This window comes from Pseudomonas sp. LBUM1661 (assembly GCF_059695925.1).
Genome location: NZ_CP166794.1, coordinates 1,311,967 through 1,331,527 on the forward strand (window position 1 = coordinate 1,311,967; position 19,561 = coordinate 1,331,527).

The window sequence follows — 19,561 nt, forward strand, 5'->3', positions numbered from 1 at the left end:
TCGGGCTCACTCAGGCCGATAAGCCCGCATAAACAACCCCACCACTTCCCGCACATGTCTCTCGGCCGCTTCGCCAGTCAATGGTTCGCCGCAGCCATAAAGCAACCGAAAATTCCCCGCCCCTTTAAGCAGACAGAAAAAATGCTCAGCCGCATTGTGCGGTTTGTCGATGCTCAGCGCGCCGCTCTGATCAACCTTGGTCAGCAAGCGCTCCATGCCGTGCAGCATGCGCTCAGGCCCGGCCTCGAAGAAGATCTGCGACAGTTTCGGGTCTTGGCTGCCCAGCGTCATCATCAACCGGTGCAGGTTGACCGATTCGTCGCTGTTGATCAGCTGATGAAAGCCGCGCGCGATGTTCAGCAGCACGGTTTCCACCGCAATGCCGTCCGGCAACTCGAAAAACAGCGTCGGCAATTGCTCTTCGCACTTGGCCACCACGGCGGCGGAGAACAGTGTCTCCTTGTCGTTGAAATGGCTGTAGACCGTCAGCTTCGACACACCGGCCTCGGCGGCCACGGCGTCCATGCTGGTGTTGGCATAGCCTTGACTCAGAAACAGAATTTTCGCCGCATCGAGGATCGCCTGGCGCTTGGCCAGGTCCTTGGGGCGGCCCGGACCGTTAGGTGCTGAAGGATTGTTCGACATATTCGCTTTTATTACTGGACTGGTGAGTTTGCTATTAATAACATACTGGTCAGTATAATTATTCCAAGCACCATTAGCGAAAGGCCCTTCACCATGTTCCGCTATGCCTTGCCCCTCGCGTTGCCAGTCAGCCTGGCATTTTTATTGACGGCGTGTGGTCACGAAGAGGCGCCGCAAGTCACGGTCCGGCCGGCCATGGTGGTGCAACCAGAGCCTTCGGCCCAGGCCATGGAAAGCTTTCCCGGTGAAGTCCGCGCTCGCTTTGAGCCGGACCTGGCGTTTCGCATTGGTGGCAAAGTCAGCCGACGACTGGTCGAGGAAGGGCAGCGGGTCAAGGCTGACCAGCCTCTGGCGGAGCTCGATCCGCAGGACGTGCGCCTGCAACTGGAAGCCACCCGTGCCCAGGTCGCGGCGGCCGAAGCCAATTTGAGCATGGTTCGCGCCGAGCGCGATCGCTACAAGACCCTGATGGACCGGCAGATGGTCAGCCGCTCGCAATACGACAATGCCGAAAACCTCTACCGATCCGGTGAAGCGCGCCTGAAGCAAATCAAAGCCGAGTTCAACGTCTCGACCAACCAGGCGAGCTACGCGGTGCTGCGCGCGCCTCAGGACGGTGTGGTGGCCAAGCGGGCGGTGGAAGTCGGGCAAGTAGTGGCAGCAGGGCAAACGGTGTTTACCCTGGCGACCGATGGTGAGCGCGAAGTGTTGATCAGTCTGCCGGAACAGAGCTTCGGCCGTTTCAAGGTCGATCAGCCGGTGTCGGTGGAACTCTGGACCCAACCCGATCAGCGTTTCGCCGGACGTATCCGTGAGCTGTCGCCCGCAGCCGATCCAAAATCGCGCACGTTCGCTGCACGCATCGCCTTCACCGCCGGCAAAGTCCCCGCCGAACTCGGCCAGAGCGCCCGGGTGTTCGTGCAGACCGCCGATGTGGTGCCGCTGTCCGTGCCGCTTTCCGCACTGACCGCCGAAAACGGCACGACCTACGTCTGGGTCGTCAGTGCCAACAACACCTTGAAGAAGACCCCGGTGCGCGTCGGCGCATTCGGTGAGAAAACCGTGCCGGTGCTCGAAGGCCTGAACGCCAGCGACTGGGTGGTGGCCGCCGGTGTCCATGTGCTTCTCGAAGGGCAGCAGGTGCGCCCGGTGGATCGCTCCAACCGCGTGGTCAATCTGGCCGACAAGGAGTAATCCCCGATGGGTTTCAATCTTTCCGAATGGGCGCTGCGTAATCGCCAGATCGTTCTGTTCCTGATGCTGTTGCTGGCCATCGTTGGCGCACTTTCCTACACCAAACTCGGCCAAAGCGAAGACCCGCCATTCACCTTCAAGGCCATGGTCATTCGTACCAACTGGCCGGGCGCGACGGCACAGGAAGTGTCGCGTCAGGTCACCGAGCGCATTGAAAAGAAGCTGATGGAAACCGGTGAGTACGAACGCATCGTGTCGTTCTCGCGCCCGGGCGAATCCCAGGTCACGTTCATCGCCCGCGATTCCATGCACTCGGTGCAAATCCCGGAGCTCTGGTATCAGGTCCGCAAGAAGATCAGCGACATTCGCCACACCCTGCCACCGGGTATTCAAGGACCGTTCTTCAACGATGAATTCGGCACCACCTTCGGCAACATCTACGCCCTGACCGGCGATGGTTTTGACTACGCGGTGCTCAAGGATTACGCCGATCGCGTGCAGATCCAGCTACAACGGGTCAAGGATGTCGGCAAGGTCGATCTGCTCGGGTTGCAGGACGAGAAGATCTGGATCGAACTCTCCAACGTCAAACTCGCCACCCTCGGCTTGCCTTTGGCGGCGGTGCAGCAGGCGCTTGAAGAGCAGAACTCGGTGTCCACGGCCGGGTTCTTCGAGACCACCAGCGAGCGTTTACAGCTACGGGTGTCGGGCAATTTTCAGACAGTCGACGAGATCAAGAACTTCCCGATCCGCGTAGGCGATCGCACTTTCCGTATCTCGGACGTGGCCAACGTGCGCCGTGGCTTCAACGACCCTCCGGCACCGCGCATGCGCTTCATGGCCGAAGACGCTATCGGTCTGGCCGTGGCCATGAAGGACGGCGGCGACATTCTGGTGCTCGGCAAGGCGCTGGAAATCGAGTTCGCCCGAATCCAGAAAAACCTGCCGGCCGGCATGCAACTGCGCAAGGTCTCCGACCAGCCCGCGGCGGTAAAAACCGGCGTTGGCGAGTTCGTCCAGGTGCTGGTCGAAGCCCTGGCGATCGTGCTGTTGGTGAGCTTCTTCTCCCTCGGCGTGCGCACCGGCATGGTCGTGGCGCTGGCGATTCCGCTGGTGTTGGCGATGACCTTCGCCTGCATGTACTACCTCGGCATCGGCCTGCACAAGATTTCCCTCGGCGCGCTGGTACTGGCGCTGGGCTTGCTGGTGGACGACGCGATCATCGCCGTGGAAATGATGGCGATCAAAATGGAGCAGGGCTTCGACCGGATCAAGGCGGCCAGTTTTGCCTGGACCAGCACCGCGTTCCCGATGCTCACCGGTACGTTGATCACGGCGGCGGGCTTCCTGCCGATTGCCACCGCGCAATCGGGCACGGGCGAATACACCCGTTCGATCTTCCAGGTGGTGACCATTGCGCTGCTGGCGTCGTGGGTGGCGGCGGTGGTGTTTGTGCCTTATCTGGGGGAAAAACTCCTGCCGGATTTGGCGAAGATTCATGCGGCCAAACACGGTTCTGATCAGCCAGACCCGTACGCCACGCCTTTCTATCAGCGGGTTCGGCGTCTGGTGGAGTGGTGCGTGCGTCGGCGTAAGACAGTGATCGCGGCGACGGTGATTTTGTTCATCGCTTCGGTCGTCCTGTTCCGTTTTGTCCCGCAGCAATTTTTCCCGGCATCAGGCCGACTGGAGTTGATGGTCGATCTGAAACTGGCCGAAGGTGCATCCCTGAGCAACACCGCCGATGAGGTCAAGCGCCTTGAAGCACTGCTCAAGGATCACGCCGGCATCGACAATTACGTGGCCTACGTCGGCACCGGTTCGCCGCGCTTTTACCTGCCGCTGGATCAGCAACTGCCTGCGGCGAGCTTCGCGCAGTTTGTCGTCCTGGCCAAAACCATTGAGGACCGCGAACCCCTGCGGACCTGGCTGATCGAAACCCTCAACGAACAATTCCCGGCCCTGCGCTCGCGGGTCACGCGCCTGGAAAATGGTCCGCCGGTGGGTTATCCGGTGCAGTTCCGGGTGACCGGTGAGCACATCGAGGAAGTCCGTGCGCTGGCGCGCAAAGTCGCGGCCAAGGTTCGTGAGAATCCTCATGTGGTCAACGTTCACCTGGATTGGGAAGAGCCGAGCAAAGTCGTCTACTTGAACGTCGATCAGGACCGTGCCCGGGCACTTGGCGTGAGCACGGCGAACCTGTCGAAGTTCCTGCAAAGCTCGCTGACCGGTTCCAGTGTCAGCCAGTACCGCGAAGACAATGAGTTGATCGAGATTCTGTTGCGCGGCACGTTGCATGAGCGCACGGAGTTGTCGTTGCTGCCGAGTCTGGCGGTGCCGACTGACAACGGTCGCAGTGTGGCGCTGTCGCAGATCGCGACCCTGGAATATGGCTTTGAAGAGGGCATTATCTGGCACCGCAACCGTCTGCCGAACGTGACGGTTCGCGCCGACATCTACGGCAAGGAACAGCCGGCGACGCTGGTGCAGCAGATTATGCCGACCCTCGATCCGATTCGCGCCGAGCTGCCGGATGGGTATTTGCTGGATGTCGGCGGTACCGTTGAGGACTCGGCTCGCGGGCAGAATTCGGTGAAGGCCGGTGTGCCGTTGTTTATCGTGGTGGTGTTGACGTTGCTGATGCTGCAGTTGCGCAGTTTCTCGCGCACGGTGATGGTGTTTCTGACGGCGCCGTTGGGCTTGATCGGGGTGACGTTGTTTTTGATGGTGTTCCGTCAGCCGTTCGGGTTTGTGGCCATGCTGGGGACGATCGCATTGTCGGGGATGATTATGCGTAACTCGGTGATTCTGGTGGATCAGATCGAGCAGGATATTGCGGCTGGGCTTAAGCCTTGGCAGGCGATTATCGAGGCGACGGTGCGGCGGTTCCGGCCGATTGTGTTGACGGCGTTGGCGGCGGTGTTGGCGATGATTCCGTTGTCGCGCAGTGTGTTTTTCGGGCCGATGGCGGTGGCGATCATGGGTGGGCTGATTGTGGCTACGGCGTTGACGCTGCTGTTTTTGCCGGCCTTGTATGCGGCTTGGTTCAGGGTCAAGAACGAGGTCGCTTGACCCTGGCGGCCTTCGGGCCGACCAGGTTGTTGGTTGATCGGGGGCATATCCTTTTTTGCTTTGATAGCGGCTTTTGGTTCCGCCCTTACGGCGGGTCACTTGGAAGAGCCCCAAGTAACCAAGGGCTCTTGCCCCTCTTGAGATCGGTACTCGGCATGCCCTCGCTCCGGTCCTGCTCCGCATCGGCCATCCCTGCCGGGTTGCCCACTGCGCAGAACCTGCGCTCGGCCTGATGGGGGGTGAAAATCAACAGCGTACGCCGCTCTGCTTCTGATTTTCTGTAGGAGCGAGGCTTGCCCGCGAAGGCGGCTTCACATCCAACATCAATGTGGCTGACATACCGCTTTCGCGAGCAAGCCCGCTCCCACAGGGTTTTGCGCCAGGCCTTAGAGGGTGCCGAATACTTTCTTGGCCAGACTGGTCGCCGCCGCTGCCGGGTCCTGGCGAATGGTTTCTTCCTGTTTACCAATCATCTCGAACAAACCGTTCAACGCTTGCTCGGTGACGTAGCTCTCGATGTTGGCATTTTTCGTGTCGATCACGCCCATGGTCGCGGCTTGGCCGGCGAACGAGTTGTACTGCTTGGCCAGGCCGACCTGGTCGGTGGCTTGCTTGACGATCGGCAGGAACTTGACGCGGATCTGTTCGCGACTGGTTTTGCTCAGGTACTGGGTGGCGGAGTCTTTGCCGCCGCTGAGAATCCCCTTGGCGTCTTCCACGCTCATCTTCTTCACCGCCTCCACCAGGATCGGCTGAGCCTGGGTCACGGCGGTTTCGGCCGCTTTGTTCATGCTGGTTTCCAGCTGATCAACCTGATCGCCCATGCCGAACTGTTTCATTTTGCTGGCGACTTTGCCCAGTTTGCCTGGCAGTTCTATTTTCACGTCCGGGTTGTTGCTGAATCCGCCTGGCGTACCGAGTTGTTTGACGGCCAGTTGCGCGCCTTGGGTCAGTGCATCCTTGAGGCCACCGGTGGCGTCTTTTTGCGACAGGTCGCTGAGCGACAACGCCAGGGCACTGGCGGAGATCATCAAGCCTGCGCACAGGCCGGCAAAGCGAAGGGTAGGGCGGAGCATGGAAGTTTCCTTGTTTGAATGAGGAAATTAGCGGACGGCGTCGACGCGGATTTTCAGTGGCTGTGGATCCTTGCCATCAAGTTGCACGGCGTGATGCCCGGTGGTGATGAACATCAGTTTACCGTCGACTTCGATGCGCGCGCTGATCGAATAGCGATGACCAGGTTTGACCTGTGCCGGATCGTAACTCAGGTGAAACGGCAGCGGCACCTGGCCTTTGACCTGACCTTTCTGCTCATCGAGGACTACGGCTGGCGCATCAGCCAGGGACACGTCCTGCAGGCTGACGCTCAGGATGGCGGTTGGCGGCAGGGCAATTCGCTGCAGGTAGAAGACTTCGCCATCGAGGCTGGTTTTGGCGGCGGGTGGTATGGACTGGCAGGCTCCGAGCAACGCAATAAGCCCCAGAAGCGAGAGTTTTTTCATGAATTAAATCCTTGTTGACGCCGGATGAGGTGGGCAAGCATATCGCTTGGGTGCCGAACCCCATGTAGGGAAAGTCCTGCGTTGAGTAGCGAATTTATAACCAGATGGATAAGAAGCTTCCTTGCTTCTGTAAGACCCTTGTCTCGATGTCTCAGACCGGCGTGACCCACTCCGCCGCATCTTCACTGCGATGCAACGCCACCTGACGGATCGACAAGCGAATCTCCGCTGGCAATACCCGTTTCGCCACGCCTTCGGCGAGTTCGCCCAGCAGTTCGTGGTAGCTCAGCTTGCCGGCTTCATCACGCTTGAGCACGTCGAGGTCGAGCATCGTCTGGATGAAGTGGCGGAACAGGCTCTTGTCGAAAAACTCCGGGGCGTTCAGGCCATGCAGGATCGACAGGCGTTGAGCCATGACCGTGCACAGGTCTTCCAGCTCTTCGGCGCTGAGGCTGTTCTGGCCGCTGTTGAGCAGCAGGGATACGGTCATGTAGAAACGCTGCAGGGTCTGGGCGATGCTTTTCGACAGCAGCGTCAGCAGCACAAAGTGCCGCGAACTCGGTGCCGGGCGCAGGTACACGTCGTTCTCGAAACGCAGCAGGCCTTGCTCGACGAACGCTTCCAGCCATTGATCGATCACCGCATCCAGGTCGTCCAGCGACCAGCGAATGAACAACTCCGCTTGCAGGTACGGGTACAGCGCGCGGGTGTAGCGCAGGATCTGTTCACGGCTCATGCGCGACGCGCTCTGGAAGAAGCTCGCCAGCAACGCCGGCAGCGCGAAGATGTGCAGCACGTTGTTGCGGTAGTAGGTCATCAAGACGGCGTTCTGCTCGTCCAGATACAGAATCTTGCCCAGCGCATCGCTCTGCTCGGACAACAGGTCCATGTCCTTCACATGTTCGATCAACGCCCGGCCATCACCTTCCGGTAGCGTGGTGTGCGGCGAGTACGGGACCTTGCGCAGCAGCGCCAGGTACAGATCGAGCACCCGCGCCATGGCGCGATCATCCAGCGCGAGACGACTGGTAGAAAGCAGCGCCAGGGCCACGAGGTTGACCGGGTTGATCGCCGCCGCTTCGTTCAAATGCTGTGCGACTTTCTCGCCGAGGCGGTGGGTGGTTTCGTTGAGCCAGGCCGGTTTGAACTGCGGACCGAGTTCCTGTTGACGCCAGTCTGGCTGTTCGCTGTCGAGGAATTCCGCCAGTTTGATCGGCTCGCCGAAGTTCACCGCGACCTGGCCGAAGCGCTGCTTGAGCGCGCCGATGACTTTGAAAATGTCGAAGATCGACTCTTTCTTCTTGGTCGCGCCGCGCAGTTCGCCGAGGTAGGTCCGGCCTTCCAGCACGCGTTCGTAGCCGATGTACACGGGGATGAAGACGATCGGCATCCGCGAGGAACGCAGGAAACTGCGCAGGGTAATCGCGAGCATCCCGGTTTTCGGTTGCAGCATGCGCCCGGTGCGCGAGCGGCCACCCTCGACGAAGTACTCCACCGGGAAACCCTTGGTGAACAAGGTGTGCAGGTATTCGTTGAACACCGAGGTGTAGAGCGGGTTGCCCTTGAACGTGCGGCGCATGAAGAACGCGCCGCCACGGCGCAGCAGGCTGCCGATCACCGGCATGTTGAGGTTGATCCCGGCGGCGATGTGCGGCGGGGTCAGGCCGTTGCGGAACAGCAGGTACGAGAGCAGCAGGTAGTCGATGTGGCTGCGATGGCACGGCACATAGATCACTTCGTGACCCTGGGCAACGTTCTGCACGCCTTCGATGTGATTGACCTTGATGCCGTCGTAGATCTTGTTCCAGAACCAGCTCAGCACCACTTCCAGGAAGCGGATCGCGGTGTAGGTGTAGTCCGAGGCGATTTCGTTGCCGTAGCGCAGGGCCTGGGCCTTGGCTTTCTCCGGGGAGATGTTTTCGCGCTCGGCCTCGTCGAGGATGGCTTGCTTGACCAGTGGCTGGTTGAGCAGGCCTTTGACCAGGTTGCGGCGGTGGGAAATGTCCGGGCCGATCACAGCGGCTTTCAAGTTGCGGAAGTGCACCCGCAGAATCCGCTGGGCCATGCGCACGGTGCGCTCGTGGCCCTTGTTGTGGTCGATCAGTTCGCGCAAGTGGATCGGCGCGGAGAACTGCACGCGGGTCTTGCGCCCCAGCACGATGATGCTGAGCAAACGGCGCAGGCGTCCGGTGACCGCCCAGCTGTCGGCGAAGAGCAATTTCCACGGGCTCGATTCGCTGTCCGGCGACTGGCCCCAGAACACGCTGACCGGAATGATCTGCGCATTTTCAACGGCGTTCTGGCTCAAGGCGCTGACCAGTCGGGTCAAGGTCGGCGGCGCACCACGCTTGTCCTGGCGGCCGAGCCAGTCGGGCTCCGGCGTCAGGTAAAAGAACGCGGCGGGTTCTACCAGGTTTCCGACCGACACTGGCAACACCGGGCGGGGCAGGCCAGCCTTGCTGCATTCGGTATCGACCACGGCGAGGTCGGTCAGCGAAGGGTTTTGCAGGACGTAGAACACCGGACGACTGCGGTCGAGGTTGAGGGTGAACGACGACTGATTGATCGTCTCCGAGCGAACCCAGAGGTACAACAGTCGGCGCAGGGTGCCAAACACCAGACGGCGGAGCGGGGAACGGGTCATACGGCTTCTGCTTGAGTGGATATAACCGAGCGTTTGCTCGGGCGGTCGTAGGGGGCTTTCTCAACCAGTTTCCGCGCCTCGTTGTCGCCTTAAAGCGGGCCAGGCAAGGCGCAGGCCGCTGGGAATGGTTGTTCCCTTTCCAAGGCCTGCAACGCAGCCTGGCCCGCTTTAAGGCACAACCCGAAGGGCCGGGCCTGCTGTTGTGCAGGGCTGCGTTGCTCGAAGCTTATTTGGAATGACCAAACCACGCTTCTCGCGCCTTGCCCTGCACAACAGCAGACCCGGCGCGATGCGGAAACTGGTTGAGAAAGCCCCCTAGTGTGCCGTATTCGCCGAAAATCGGCAAAAAAGCGCCTAAGTAAAGTGAGTTGTGAGTTTTGACGGCTGTCATATACTCGGCCGTTCAAAATAAAAACAAGGGGGTACTGATTCATGGCTACGCGCGAAACCGGCAATGTGAAGTGGTTCAACGACGCCAAGGGCTACGGCTTCATTCAGCGCGAGGACGGGGTGGACGTGTTCGTGCACTACCGCGCGATCCGCGGCGAAGGGCACCGCTCGCTGGCTGAGGGCCAGCAGGTTGAGTATGCCGTGGTGACCGGCGAGAAGGGCTTGCAGGCTGAGGACGTTGTAGGCTTGTAAACCCGATCTTCAGATCACCCAAAACAACTGTGGGAGCGAGCCTGCTCGCGATAGCTGACTGACATTCAACATCAATGTTGACTGAAAGGACGCTATCGCGAGCAGGCTCACTCCCACAATGGATGTCCCTGTGGCCCTGCCATTTGGGCATTCAACAGGTACAGCGTTCAGGTTTTAAGCGGTTTTCCAGGTGATTTCTTCTTCGCCATCGGCGCTGATGCGCATCCAGCGATCGGCCGTCTCTTCACCTTCTTCCTCGACCCAGCTACCCGGCGCACAGCGAACTTCGACGTTCAGTGCGGCGAAGGCGGCGCGGGCGCAGGCAATGTCGTCTTCCCACGGGGTCTGGTCACTTTCCAGGTACAGGCTGTTCCATTTTCCTACGGCTTTCGGCAGCCAGGTGACGGGTACGTTACCGGCCTTGCACTTATAGGTCTGGCCTTTCTGAACCCAGTCGGTGCACGGGCCCAACGCGGCGCCCAGCCAGGCGGCGACGGCTTTGTAATCGACGTCGGCGTCTTTCAGGTAAATTTCGATATCGGGTTGGCGCATGGATGTCCTCACTGCGGGTCTGAAAAATCCATTCGCGGATTTAGCCGGCCTCAAGCCATTGCTCAAGGCCAAAAAATTAAAAGTTATTGAAGAACGAAATAATCGTAGCGCATCGACACGGTGACCTCGAGCGGCTCGACCTGCTCGATGACCGCCGCCCGACGTTCAGCGCTGGCGCGCCAACCGTGAGGCGTCATGGCCAGCAGGTTCGCACGGTCCTGACCCTTGTCCAGCGTCAGTTTGAATTCCAGCGTTTCACTGTGCTCCAGCGCCATGCCTTCCGGCACCAACGCCAAGTGCTTGTCGTCTGTGTATTCACGGACTTCGTCGTACAAACGCTCACGCAATTCCATCAGATGGCCGCTGGTCGGCCCGACTTTCATCAAACCGCCACCAGGGCTGAGCAGGCGTTTGGCCTCCTCCCAGTCCAACGGGCTGAAGACGCTGGCGAGGAACTGGCAGCTGCCAGAGGCCAACGGCACCCGCGCCATGCTGGCGATCAACCAGGTCAGTTGCGGGTTGCGTTTGCAGGCGCGTTTGACCGCTTCCCGGGAGATGTCGAGGGCGTAACCATCGGCATGAGGTAACGCTTCGGCGATTTGCGCGGTGTAGTAACCCTCGCCACAGCCAATGTCCAGCCAACGCTGCGGCGCGTACTGCGCCGCCAGTTCAGCCAGGCGCTTGGCCACCGGCGCGTAATGGCCGGCGTTCAAGAAGTCGCGTCGGGCTTCGACCATCGCCAGGTTATCCCCAGGGTCGCGGCTGTTCTTGTGCTGCACCGGCAACAGGTTCAGGTAACCCTGGCGCGCGCGGTCGAAGCGATGCCCGGCGGGGCAGGCCACGCCGTTGTCGACCGCGTTCAGCGGTTCGCTACAGATAGGGCAAGCAAGCATCAGGCGAGCAACTTGATCAGGGTCTGGTAGTAGATTTCGGTCAGCACGTCGAGATCTGCAGCCAGCACACGCTCGTTGACCTGATGGATCGTCGCGTTGACCGGGCCGAGTTCAACCACCTGAGTGCCCATGGTCGCGATGAAGCGCCCATCGGAGGTGCCGCCGCTGGTGGACGCCTTGGTTTCGCGACCGGTGATGTCCTTGATGCTCGATGCCACGGCATCGAGCAGCGCGCCCGGCTCGGTCAGGAATGGCAGGCCGGACAGCGCCCAGTCGATGTGCCAGTCCAGACCGTGCTTGTCGAGGATGTCGGCGACGCGCTTTTGCAGGACTTCAACGGTGGATTCGGTGGAGAAGCGGAAGTTGAACACCGCCACCAGGTCACCCGGAATTACGTTGGTCGCACCGGTGCCGGAATTCACATTGGAGATCTGGAAGCTGGTCGGCGGGAAGAAATCGTTGCCGTGGTCCCAATGCTCGGCGGCCAGTTCGGCCAGGGCCGGGGCAGCGAGGTGGATCGGGTTCTTCGCCAGGTGCGGATACGCCACGTGGCCCTGCACGCCGCGCACGGTCAGCTTGGCGCCGAGGGAGCCGCGACGGCCGTTCTTGACCACATCACCGACCAGGGTAGTGCTCGACGGTTCGCCGACGATGCACCAGTCCAGACGTTCCTTGCGCGCAGCGAGGCGTTCGACCACCGCCTTGGTGCCGTGGTGCGCCGGGCCTTCTTCGTCGCTGGTGATCAGGAAGGCGACCTTGCCTTTGTGATCCGGGTAGTCAGCGACGAAACGTTCGGCGGCCACGGTCATCGACGCGAGACTGCCTTTCATGTCGGCGGCGCCACGACCGCAGAGCATGCCGTGTTCGTCGATCAAGGCGTTGAACGGGTCAATCTGCCACGCCGCCACCGGACCGGTTGGCACCACGTCGGTGTGACCGGCGAAGCACAGCACCGGACCGTCGTGTTTGCCGTGGGTGGCCCAGAAGTTATCCACATCTTCGATGCGCATCGGTTCCAGTGTGAAACCGGCATCGCCCAGGCGCTGCATCATCTGCTTCTGGCAATCGGCGTCGACCGGCGTCACGGACGGACGGCGGATCAGGTCGATGGCGAGTTGAAGGGTCGGCGAAAGGTCGGCGTGGGCCGTCATGGAAAACTCCGGAAATCTTGAATATGGGCGCGGACTAAATGTGGGAGCCAGCCTGCTGGCGATGGCGGTGTGTCAGTCAACATAAACGTTGATTGTTACATTGCCATCGCCAGCAGGCTGGCTCCCACAGGGATGGATATCACGCCAAGCCCTGCAAAATGGCGGTTATCTTAAAGCAAAACGGCGACCATTGGCCGCCGTTTAGTGCATCTGTAGAGATTTAGACTGCCGGTGCCGTCTCTGTCGCGACCACCGGTTTCGGCAGCGAAGACAGGAACGCCATGATCAGCGCCGCCAGGTACGGCAGCGACTGCACCAGCAACATGGTCACCCAGAAGCGCATGTCGTTGCTCGGCATGCCGTTCACCAAGTAAATCCCCAGTGCCGCGCCCCACAACAGCAGCATGATGAACACCTCTTCGCGCGCCTCCGAGATCGCCACCCAGAAACCGTGGTTATCGGCGTTCTTCGGTGTGCGGAAAAACGGAATGCTGCTGGTGAAGAAGCCGTACAGCACCGCTTTGGCGATGGTGTGCGACAACGCCAGGCCGGCCAGTGCCGCGCAGAACGCATCCTTGAGGTTGACCCCCACTGCACGACGGTAGAGGAAGATGATCTTGCCGACCTTGAACACGAACAGCGCCAGTGGCGGGATCGCGAAAATCAGCAACGGCGGATCGACCCGCTGCGGCACGATGATCATCGCCGCCGACCACAACAAGGCGCCCACGGTGAAGAAGATGTTCATGCCGTCCGCGACCCACGGCAACCAGCCCGCGAGGAAGTGGTAACGCTGGCCACGGGTCAGCTCGGTGCCCTTGCCGCGAAGCAAGCTGGTGGTGTGACGCTTGATGATCTGAATCGCGCCATAGGCCCAGCGGAATCGCTGTTTCTTGAAGTCGATAAACGTATCGGGCATCAGGCCTTTGCCATAGCTGGTGTGGTAATACGCCGCCGACAGGCCTTTCTCGAACACGCGCAGACCCAACTCGGCGTCTTCACAGATGCACCAGTCGGCCCAGCCCAGTTCCTCGAGCACAGAGCGTCGGGTCATCGTCATGGTGCCGTGCTGGATGATCGCGTCACGGTCGTTGCGGGTGACCATGCCGATGTGGAAGAAGCCTTTGTATTCCGCGTAGCACAGCTTTTTGAAGGTGCTTTCGTTCTGGTCGCGGTAATCCTGTGGCGACTGCACCACGGCGATTTTCGGATCGGCGAAGTGCGGCACCATGTGCTTGAGCCAGTTCGGGTCGACGCAGTAGTCCGAATCGATCACCGCAATGACTTCGGCATCCTTGGCGGTGTGCGGAATCAGATAATTCAGTGCACCACCCTTGAAACCGGCCAACGGCGCGACGTGGAAGAACTTGAAGCGCGGGCCGAGGGTTTCGCAGTAATCGCGCACCGGTTCCCAGACCGCCGGGTCCTTGGTGTTGTTGTCGATGATCAGGACTTCGAAGTCCGGATAGTCGAGGTTGGCCAGGGCGTTGAGGGTCTGTTTGACCATCTCCGGCGGCTCGTTGTAGCAAGGGACGTGGATCGATACCTTCGGTCTGTAGTCCGATTCGCCGACCACCGGCAGGAATTCACGCCGGCGCTTGTGGGTCCAGACCGCCTCGGCCAGTTCATGCGCCTCGGTCAGTAGCACGATAAAGACCCCGAGTGCGCCGAGTGCGAGTAGGCCCCCGACCGTCAGGCTGAACCAGGTGCTGTATTGCAGGCTGTAGTCGTAACCGATCCACACCAGCACCGATCCGCAAAGGAAGGCGATAAAGGTCAGGAAGGTACGGCCGCGTTGGCGCAGGGCCGAGCCGTCGATCATCAGCAGGGTCAGGGACAGCAGCGCCAGAACGACCGAGCCGACCGCCAGCACGCGCCATTGCGGGATCGCAACGACCGGGCCTTCGAAGTTGAATTTCTGCTGGCGCGCGGCGTTGAAAACACCCCAGTAAGCGCCCACCGAACCTTCGTCGCTGGCCTTCCACGGTTGGTCAAACGCTTCGATCACGAAGTAGTTGAAACCCTGGCGGTTGAGCTTGTTGACCAGTGTGCGCAGGTAAATCGCCTGGTCTGCCGGCGATGCATCGGCACCGCCACGCATGCGGCCGTTGCTCGGCCAGCCGACTTCCGACAGCAACAGCGGTTTTTTCGGGAACATTTTTTTCAGATCGCGGGCACGGTCCAGTACGAACTGCCCGGATTGCTCCATCGGCACATGTTCCCAGTACGGCAGGACGTGGGCAGCGATGAGGTCGACGTGCTTGGCCAGGCTCGGGTTTTCTTCCCATACGTGCCATTGCTCGGACGTGGTCACCGGCACTTTCACCGCCGCGCGAACGCGATCCAGAATAATGCTGAGTTCTGCAGCGGTAATTTCCTTACGGAAGATCGCCTCGTTGCCTACAACCACGCGAACCACGCTGCGGGAGGTGTTGGCGAGTTCGATGGCGCGCAGGATCTCACGCTCATTGCGTTCCTCGTCCGGGCTGATCCAGATACCGAGGGTGACCCGCAGACCGAATTCTTCCGCCAGTTTGGGGATGTCTTGCAGGGAGCCGTCGACCGAGTAAGTACGGATGTTGTCCGTCAGCTTGCTCATGATCTCCAGGTCGCGACGCATTTCATCGTCGGTCGGGTACTGCTCTTTTTGTGGGTACTGACCCTGTTGGAACGGCGAGTACGAAAAGCCGGAGATCTGCTCAGGCCAGTTGGGAGCGGTGACCGGGCGATTGATCAGCGCCCAGAAGCCGGTAAACAAGGCTGCGATGGCAAGCACCACGACCAGGTTGAGTCCAAATTTACGCGATGACATAGTTATTTCAGGTTCCAAAGGCTGTGGAACGAAGGACCGGTCGGCGTGTGCCAAGGGGCGCGCATCCTACACCGGGCATTCCTTGAGCGTATAGCTGGCAGGGAAATGCCCTACGTTTGGCAATCCCGTTTCGCATAAGTTCTTTCACTTGTCGCGGTAACTTAGATCTTGTTGCAGTACTAGCCCTATAATGCGCGCCGGTTTTTGGGGTAATGGTCATGAGTACAGAAGATCCGCGGTTTGCAGGCATCGCCCGTTTGTATGGCATCGACGGACTTGAGCGCCTGCGCGCAGCCCATGTGGCGATCGTCGGCGTCGGTGGCGTCGGTTCCTGGGCGGCAGAAGCCATCGCCCGGTGTGGCGTGGGCGAGATTTCGCTTTTCGACCTGGATGACGTCTGCGTTAGCAACGCCAATCGTCAGTTGCACGCGCTGGACAGCACCGTCGGCAAACCCAAGGTCGAGGTGATGGCCGAGCGTTTACGCGGTATCAACCCGGACTGCACGGTGCACGCGGTGGCGGATTTCGTCACTCGCGAAACCATGGCCGAATACATCACGCCAAACATCGACTGCGTGATCGACTGCATCGACAGCGTGAATGCGAAAGCGGCGCTGATTGCATGGTGCAAACGCCGCAAGATCCAGATCATCACCACCGGCGGCGCGGGCGGGCAGATCGACCCGACGTTGATCCAGGTCTGCGACTTGAACCGTACCTTCAATGATCCGCTGGCCTCGAAAGTGCGCTCGACGTTGCGCCGCGACTACAATTTTTCCCGCACCGTGACCCGCCATTACAGCGTGCCGTGCGTGTTCTCCACCGAGCAGCTGCGCTACCCGAAACCGGACGGCAGCATTTGCTTGCAGAAGAGTTTTGTCGGTGATGGCGTGAAGCTCGACTGCGCCGGAGGCTTTGGCGCGGTCATGATGGTGACGGCGACGTTCGGCATGGTCGCGGCGACCAAGGCTGTGGATAAGATAGTGGCGGGTGTGCGACGGCCAGCGGATCGCATCAAGCCTCAAACTTAAGAGTTGTCGCTAAGGGCCTCATCGCGGGCAAGCCCGCTCCCACAGGGATTGCGCAAAACCTGTGGGAGCGGGCTTGCCCGCGATGGCTGCGAAGCAGCCTTTCAATGAGCCAACTCTTTCATCCGCTGTAACACTGCATTGAGGCCATTACTGCGCGACGGCGACAATTGCCGGCTCAGCCCGAGCTGATTGAACCACTCCGGCAAATCCACCTGCTGCAACTCCGCCGCCGACAACCCGTTGACCCGCGCCAGTAGCACTGCGACCAACCCGCGAATCAACCGTGCATCGCTGCTCGCGGCGAACTGCCAGTGGCCATCCTGCAAGGCACCGACCAGCCAGACCTGGCTTTCACAGCCGTGCACGCGGTTGGCTTCAACCTTATCCACATCGCTCAAGGCCGGCAGGCGATCGCCCCATTGCATCAAAAGGCGCGCCCGTTGTTCCCAGCCCGCGGCATTCTGAAAGGTCTCGAGTGCCGTGACGGCTTGCGCAGGCAAACTCATCGCAACAACTCCAGCGCCTGATCCAGCGCTTCAAAAAAGCGTTCCAGATCCTCGGAATCGTTGTACAGCGCCAACGAAACCCGAATCGCCCCGGCCAGTTCGAAGCTTTTCAGCAGCGGCATGGCGCAGTGATGACCGGCCCGCACCGCGATCCCCTGTTCGGTCAGCAAGTGCGCCAGATCAGAGTTATGCACACCCTCGACGACAAAACTGGCCAGCGCCAGTTGCGGTTTGCCCAGCAACCGAATGCCGTTGCGCGCCTCAAGGCCCTTGAGCAGATAGTCATGCAACGCCGCTTCGTGGGCAGACACCGCGTCCTGATCGAGCCCGGCGAGGTAATCCAGGGTCGCCCCCAGACCAATCACCCCGGCGATTGGCGGCGTACCCGCCTCGAAACCCAGCGGTGCCGGGCGAAAACGTGCGGCTTGGTAATCGGCGTCGAGCACCATTTCGCCGCCGAACTGCCAGTGGCGCAGTTGTTTCAGCGCGTCATTGCGTCCGAACAGCACGCCGAGGCCGTCCGGGCCGTAGAGCTTGTGGCTGGAAAACACATAGAAGTCGCAGCCGAGCGCCTGCACGTCATGCCGGCCATGGACCACGCCTTGGGCGCCATCGACCACGGTCAAGGCGTTATGCGCCTTGGCCAGCGTCAACAGCTGCGGCAATGGCTGCCAGGCACCAAGTACATTAGATAACTGGCTGACCGCCAATAGACGAGTTCGCGGGCCGATCAACGACGCGGCGACGTCCAGATCAATCAAGCCGTCCACATCCAGCGGCAGGATCACCAGTTTCAGGTCGCGACGCTGGGCCAGTTGCTGCCACGGCAGCAGATTGGCGTGATGCTCCAGGGCGCTGATGACAATTTCATCGCCCGGATTGAACAGGTGTTCAAGGCCATAGGCCAGGAGGTTCAGCGCGCTGGTGGCGCCGTGGGTAAAGATGATTTGCCCGCCATCGCCGGCATTGAGCCAGTGCGCGACTTTGCTGCGGCTGTTCTCGAACGCCTGGGTGGCATGGGCGCCGGGCAAGTGTTGCGCCCGATGCACATTGGCCGCGCCGTTGGCGTAGTAATGCGTCAGGGCATCCAGCAGGGCTTGAGGTTTTTGCGTGGTGGCGGCGTTGTCCAGATAGGTCTGGTCTTGCCGTTGCAGTGCGGCGATGGCCGGAAAATCGGCGCGCCAGGGAGAGGCAATCATCATGTCATTCGGCCCTAATGAACATGAGCGAGTGTACGCCTGACCTCCCTGACCCTGTAGGAGCGAGGCTTGCCCGCGAAGGCGTCGTCACTGACGACAAAAGCTTCGCGGGCAAGCCTCGCTCCTACAAGTGCAGGGTGCAGGTGGTCGTGTGACGCTCTGCTTAGTTGTGAGCGTGCAGCGCTTCGTTCAGCTCGATCGCCGATTTGTGGGTTTTGCATTCCACGGCACCGGTTTCCGAATTGCGGCGGAACAGCAGGTCAGGCTGACCGGCCAGTTCACGCGCCTTGACGACTTTGACCAGCTTGTTGTGCTCGTCCAGCAGCGCCACTTTGGTGCCAGCGGTCACGTACAGGCCCGATTCAACGGTGTTGCGGTCGCCCAACGGGATACCGATACCGGCGTTCGCGCCGATCAGGCAGCCTTCGCCGACCTTGATTACGATGTTGCCGCCACCCGACAGGGTGCCCATGGTCGAGCAACCGCCGCCCAGGTCAGAACCCTTGCCGACGAACACGCCAGCCGACACGCGGCCTTCGATCATGCCCGGGCCTTCGGTGCCGGCGTTGAAGTTGACGAAACCTTCGTGCATCACGGTGGTGCCTTCGCCCACGTAGGCGCCCAGGCGGATACGCGCGGCGTCAGCGATACGCACGCCGGCCGGCACCACGTAGTCGGTCATTTTCGGGAACTTGTCCACCGAGAACACTTCCAGCAGCTCGCCACGCAGACGGGCTTCCAGCTGATGCTCGGCCAGTTCGCTCAGGTCGATCGCGCCCTGGCTGGTCCAGGCCACGTTCGGCAGCAGCGGGAACACGCCGGCCAGGTTCAGGCCGTGCGGCTTGACCAGGCGGTGAGACAGCAGGTGCAGCTTGAGGTAAGCCTCAGGCGTGGAGGTCAGTTGAGCGTCTTCGGCCAGAATGGTCGCGACCAGCGGCTTGTGGCTCTCGGCCAGACGGGTCAGCAATGCGGCCTGGGCAGCGTCGACGCTTTTCAGCGCTTCAGCCAGTTGCGACGCCTGGGCGGTGCTGAACGCGATGGCCTGATTGCCTTCGGTGTAGCCCAGGACCGGCGCGATGGCAGCGACCAATTCGGCCGATGGATTGAGCAGTGGCTGCGCGTAAAACACTTCCAGCCATGCGCCTTGACGGTTTTGAGTGCCGACACCAAAGGCCAGGCTGAACAGGGTAGTGGACATGTTGATACCTCTAACAAAATGGAACGGGCTGCCTTACTTGAGCGCTGCCGCGTAGATATCTGGCTTGAAGCCAATCAGGGTTCGGTCACCGAGATCAAGCACCGGGCGCTTGATCATCGAGGGTTGCGCGAGCATCAGTTCGATGGCTTTCGGCTGGTCGAGATCGGCTTTGCGTTCGTCGTCGAGCTTGCGAAAGGTCGTGCCTGCACGGTTCAACACCACTTGCCAGCCGTGCTCGTCGCACCATTGGGTCAGGTGTTCACGGTCGATTCCGACCGCCTTGTAATCATGAAAGTCATAGCTGACAGCGTGTTCATCGAGCCAGGTGCGCGCCTTTTTCATGGTGTCGCAGGCTTTGATGCCGAAAAGGTGCAACGTTTTACTTGAAACGGTCAAGGAATTGCCCCCTTTACAGGTGCTGGAAAAAAAAGGTGAAGGATTATGCCATGACCGGACGGTTTCGCGTCGGTCGAGGTCGATTTCCCGCCGCAAAACCTGTGGGAGCCAGCCCGCTGGCGAT

The 19,561-nt window shown here is 60.6% G+C and carries 16 protein-coding genes; 4 read left to right on the forward strand and 12 right to left on the reverse strand.

From position 1 onward, the window contains the following. Positions 1 to 6: 6 nt before the first annotated feature. Positions 7 to 645 carry a TetR/AcrR family transcriptional regulator gene (locus ACA057_RS05865; RefSeq protein WP_497346673.1) on the reverse strand — a complete coding sequence of 213 codons (639 nt, stop codon included), beginning with the start codon at positions 643 to 645 and terminating at the stop codon, positions 7 to 9. 93 nt (positions 646 to 738) lie between these two features. On the opposite strand from ACA057_RS05865, the gene ACA057_RS05870 reads away from it, so the two are divergent. Together ACA057_RS05870 and ACA057_RS05875 are read left to right on the forward strand one after the other, a co-directional pair. After that, on the forward strand, positions 739 to 1,839 hold the full coding sequence (locus tag ACA057_RS05870) for an efflux RND transporter periplasmic adaptor subunit (RefSeq protein ID WP_497346675.1): 1,101 nt from the start codon (positions 739 to 741) through the stop codon (positions 1,837 to 1,839). Between the two features lie 6 nt (positions 1,840 to 1,845). Then, on the forward strand, positions 1,846 to 4,911 hold the full coding sequence (locus ACA057_RS05875; RefSeq protein WP_497346677.1) for an efflux RND transporter permease subunit: 3,066 nt from the start codon (positions 1,846 to 1,848) through the stop codon (positions 4,909 to 4,911). Between the two features lie 386 nt (positions 4,912 to 5,297). Here the strand turns inward: ACA057_RS05875 and ACA057_RS05880 are convergent, their stop codons facing one another. The 3 genes from ACA057_RS05880 to plsB form a co-directional block, all read right to left on the reverse strand. Then, positions 5,298 to 5,987 (reverse strand): DUF4197 domain-containing protein, encoded by a 690-nt coding sequence (locus tag ACA057_RS05880; protein ID WP_497346679.1) that lies wholly within the window; start codon positions 5,985 to 5,987, stop codon positions 5,298 to 5,300. Between the two features lie 27 nt (positions 5,988 to 6,014). Further along, positions 6,015 to 6,413 (reverse strand): YbaY family lipoprotein, encoded by a 399-nt coding sequence (locus tag ACA057_RS05885; RefSeq protein ID WP_497346681.1) that lies wholly within the window; start codon positions 6,411 to 6,413, stop codon positions 6,015 to 6,017. A gap of 151 nt (positions 6,414 to 6,564) precedes the next feature. Beyond that, entirely contained in the window at positions 6,565 to 9,057 is a 2,493-nt protein-coding gene (plsB, locus tag ACA057_RS05890) for a glycerol-3-phosphate 1-O-acyltransferase PlsB (RefSeq protein ID WP_497346683.1), read from the reverse strand. A 432-nt stretch (positions 9,058 to 9,489) separates the two neighbouring features. On the opposite strand from plsB, the gene ACA057_RS05895 reads away from it, so the two are divergent. Further along, the gene (locus ACA057_RS05895; protein ID WP_010462862.1) at positions 9,490 to 9,699 is read left to right on the forward strand and encodes a cold-shock protein; all 210 of its coding nucleotides are present in this window, start codon (positions 9,490 to 9,492) and stop codon (positions 9,697 to 9,699) included. A 174-nt stretch (positions 9,700 to 9,873) separates the two neighbouring features. Here ACA057_RS05895 and ACA057_RS05900 read toward each other — a convergent pair whose 3' ends face one another. From ACA057_RS05900 to ACA057_RS05915, 4 genes are all read right to left on the reverse strand, one after another. Continuing rightward, entirely contained in the window at positions 9,874 to 10,251 is a 378-nt protein-coding gene (locus tag ACA057_RS05900; RefSeq protein WP_059407773.1) for a hypothetical protein, read from the reverse strand. 83 nt (positions 10,252 to 10,334) lie between these two features. Then, a complete protein-coding gene (locus ACA057_RS05905; protein ID WP_497346686.1) occupies positions 10,335 to 11,144 on the reverse strand; it encodes a putative RNA methyltransferase in 810 nt (269 codons plus the stop codon). Then, positions 11,144 to 12,295: a succinyl-diaminopimelate desuccinylase gene (gene dapE / locus ACA057_RS05910; protein WP_497346687.1), complete on the reverse strand. Its 1,152-nt coding sequence runs from the start codon at positions 12,293 to 12,295 to the stop codon at positions 11,144 to 11,146. The genes ACA057_RS05905 and dapE overlap by 1 nt, the downstream gene beginning before the upstream one ends. A gap of 220 nt (positions 12,296 to 12,515) precedes the next feature. Then, positions 12,516 to 15,107, reverse strand: a complete 2,592-nt coding sequence (locus ACA057_RS05915; RefSeq protein WP_109628196.1) for a glycosyltransferase — start codon at positions 15,105 to 15,107, stop codon at positions 12,516 to 12,518. 218 nt (positions 15,108 to 15,325) lie between these two features. Here ACA057_RS05915 and tcdA point away from each other — a divergent pair, with 218 nt between their 5' ends. Then, positions 15,326 to 16,138 carry a tRNA cyclic N6-threonylcarbamoyladenosine(37) synthase TcdA gene (gene tcdA / locus ACA057_RS05920; protein WP_497346689.1) on the forward strand — a complete coding sequence of 271 codons (813 nt, stop codon included), beginning with the start codon at positions 15,326 to 15,328 and terminating at the stop codon, positions 16,136 to 16,138. A gap of 101 nt (positions 16,139 to 16,239) precedes the next feature. Here the strand turns inward: tcdA and ACA057_RS05925 are convergent, their stop codons facing one another. The 4 genes from ACA057_RS05925 to ACA057_RS05940 form a co-directional block, all read right to left on the reverse strand. Continuing rightward, entirely contained in the window at positions 16,240 to 16,644 is a 405-nt protein-coding gene (locus tag ACA057_RS05925; RefSeq protein WP_497346691.1) for a SufE family protein, read from the reverse strand. After that, the gene (locus ACA057_RS05930) at positions 16,641 to 17,846 is read right to left on the reverse strand and encodes an aminotransferase class V-fold PLP-dependent enzyme (protein ID WP_497346693.1); all 1,206 of its coding nucleotides are present in this window, start codon (positions 17,844 to 17,846) and stop codon (positions 16,641 to 16,643) included. Before ACA057_RS05930 ends, ACA057_RS05925 begins: the two co-directional genes overlap by 4 nt. Positions 17,847 to 18,006: 160 nt before the next feature. Beyond that, positions 18,007 to 19,041 carry a 2,3,4,5-tetrahydropyridine-2,6-dicarboxylate N-succinyltransferase gene (dapD, locus tag ACA057_RS05935; protein ID WP_059407787.1) on the reverse strand — a complete coding sequence of 345 codons (1,035 nt, stop codon included), beginning with the start codon at positions 19,039 to 19,041 and terminating at the stop codon, positions 18,007 to 18,009. A 33-nt stretch (positions 19,042 to 19,074) separates the two neighbouring features. Then, a complete protein-coding gene (locus tag ACA057_RS05940; protein WP_059407789.1) occupies positions 19,075 to 19,437 on the reverse strand; it encodes an ArsC family reductase in 363 nt (120 codons plus the stop codon). Positions 19,438 to 19,561 lie beyond the last annotated feature (124 nt).

Bases quoted from the DNA above. Each gene is read 5' to 3' on its own strand.
- ACA057_RS05875 (WP_497346677.1), top strand. From the start codon at position 1,846: ATGGGTTTCAATCTTTCCGAATGGGCGCTGCGTAATCGCCAGATCGTT.
- tcdA (WP_497346689.1), top strand. From the start codon at position 15,326: ATGAGTACAGAAGATCCGCGGTTTGCAGGCATCGCCCGTTTGTATGGC.
- ACA057_RS05930 (WP_497346693.1), bottom strand. From the start codon at position 17,846: ATGATGATTGCCTCTCCCTGGCGCGCCGATTTTCCGGCCATCGCCGCA.
- ACA057_RS05895 (WP_010462862.1), top strand. From the start codon at position 9,490: ATGGCTACGCGCGAAACCGGCAATGTGAAGTGGTTCAACGACGCCAAG.
- ACA057_RS05865 (WP_497346673.1), bottom strand. From the start codon at position 645: ATGTCGAACAATCCTTCAGCACCTAACGGTCCGGGCCGCCCCAAGGAC.
- ACA057_RS05885 (WP_497346681.1), bottom strand. From the start codon at position 6,413: ATGAAAAAACTCTCGCTTCTGGGGCTTATTGCGTTGCTCGGAGCCTGC.
- dapD (WP_059407787.1), bottom strand. From the start codon at position 19,041: ATGTCCACTACCCTGTTCAGCCTGGCCTTTGGTGTCGGCACTCAAAAC.
- ACA057_RS05905 (WP_497346686.1), bottom strand. From the start codon at position 11,144: ATGCTTGCTTGCCCTATCTGTAGCGAACCGCTGAACGCGGTCGACAAC.
- ACA057_RS05870 (WP_497346675.1), top strand. From the start codon at position 739: ATGTTCCGCTATGCCTTGCCCCTCGCGTTGCCAGTCAGCCTGGCATTT.
- ACA057_RS05925 (WP_497346691.1), bottom strand. From the start codon at position 16,644: ATGAGTTTGCCTGCGCAAGCCGTCACGGCACTCGAGACCTTTCAGAAT.
- ACA057_RS05915 (WP_109628196.1), bottom strand. From the start codon at position 15,107: ATGTCATCGCGTAAATTTGGACTCAACCTGGTCGTGGTGCTTGCCATC.
- ACA057_RS05880 (WP_497346679.1), bottom strand. From the start codon at position 5,987: ATGCTCCGCCCTACCCTTCGCTTTGCCGGCCTGTGCGCAGGCTTGATG.
- dapE (WP_497346687.1), bottom strand. From the start codon at position 12,295: ATGACGGCCCACGCCGACCTTTCGCCGACCCTTCAACTCGCCATCGAC.
- plsB (WP_497346683.1), bottom strand. From the start codon at position 9,057: ATGACCCGTTCCCCGCTCCGCCGTCTGGTGTTTGGCACCCTGCGCCGA.
- ACA057_RS05900 (WP_059407773.1), bottom strand. From the start codon at position 10,251: ATGCGCCAACCCGATATCGAAATTTACCTGAAAGACGCCGACGTCGAT.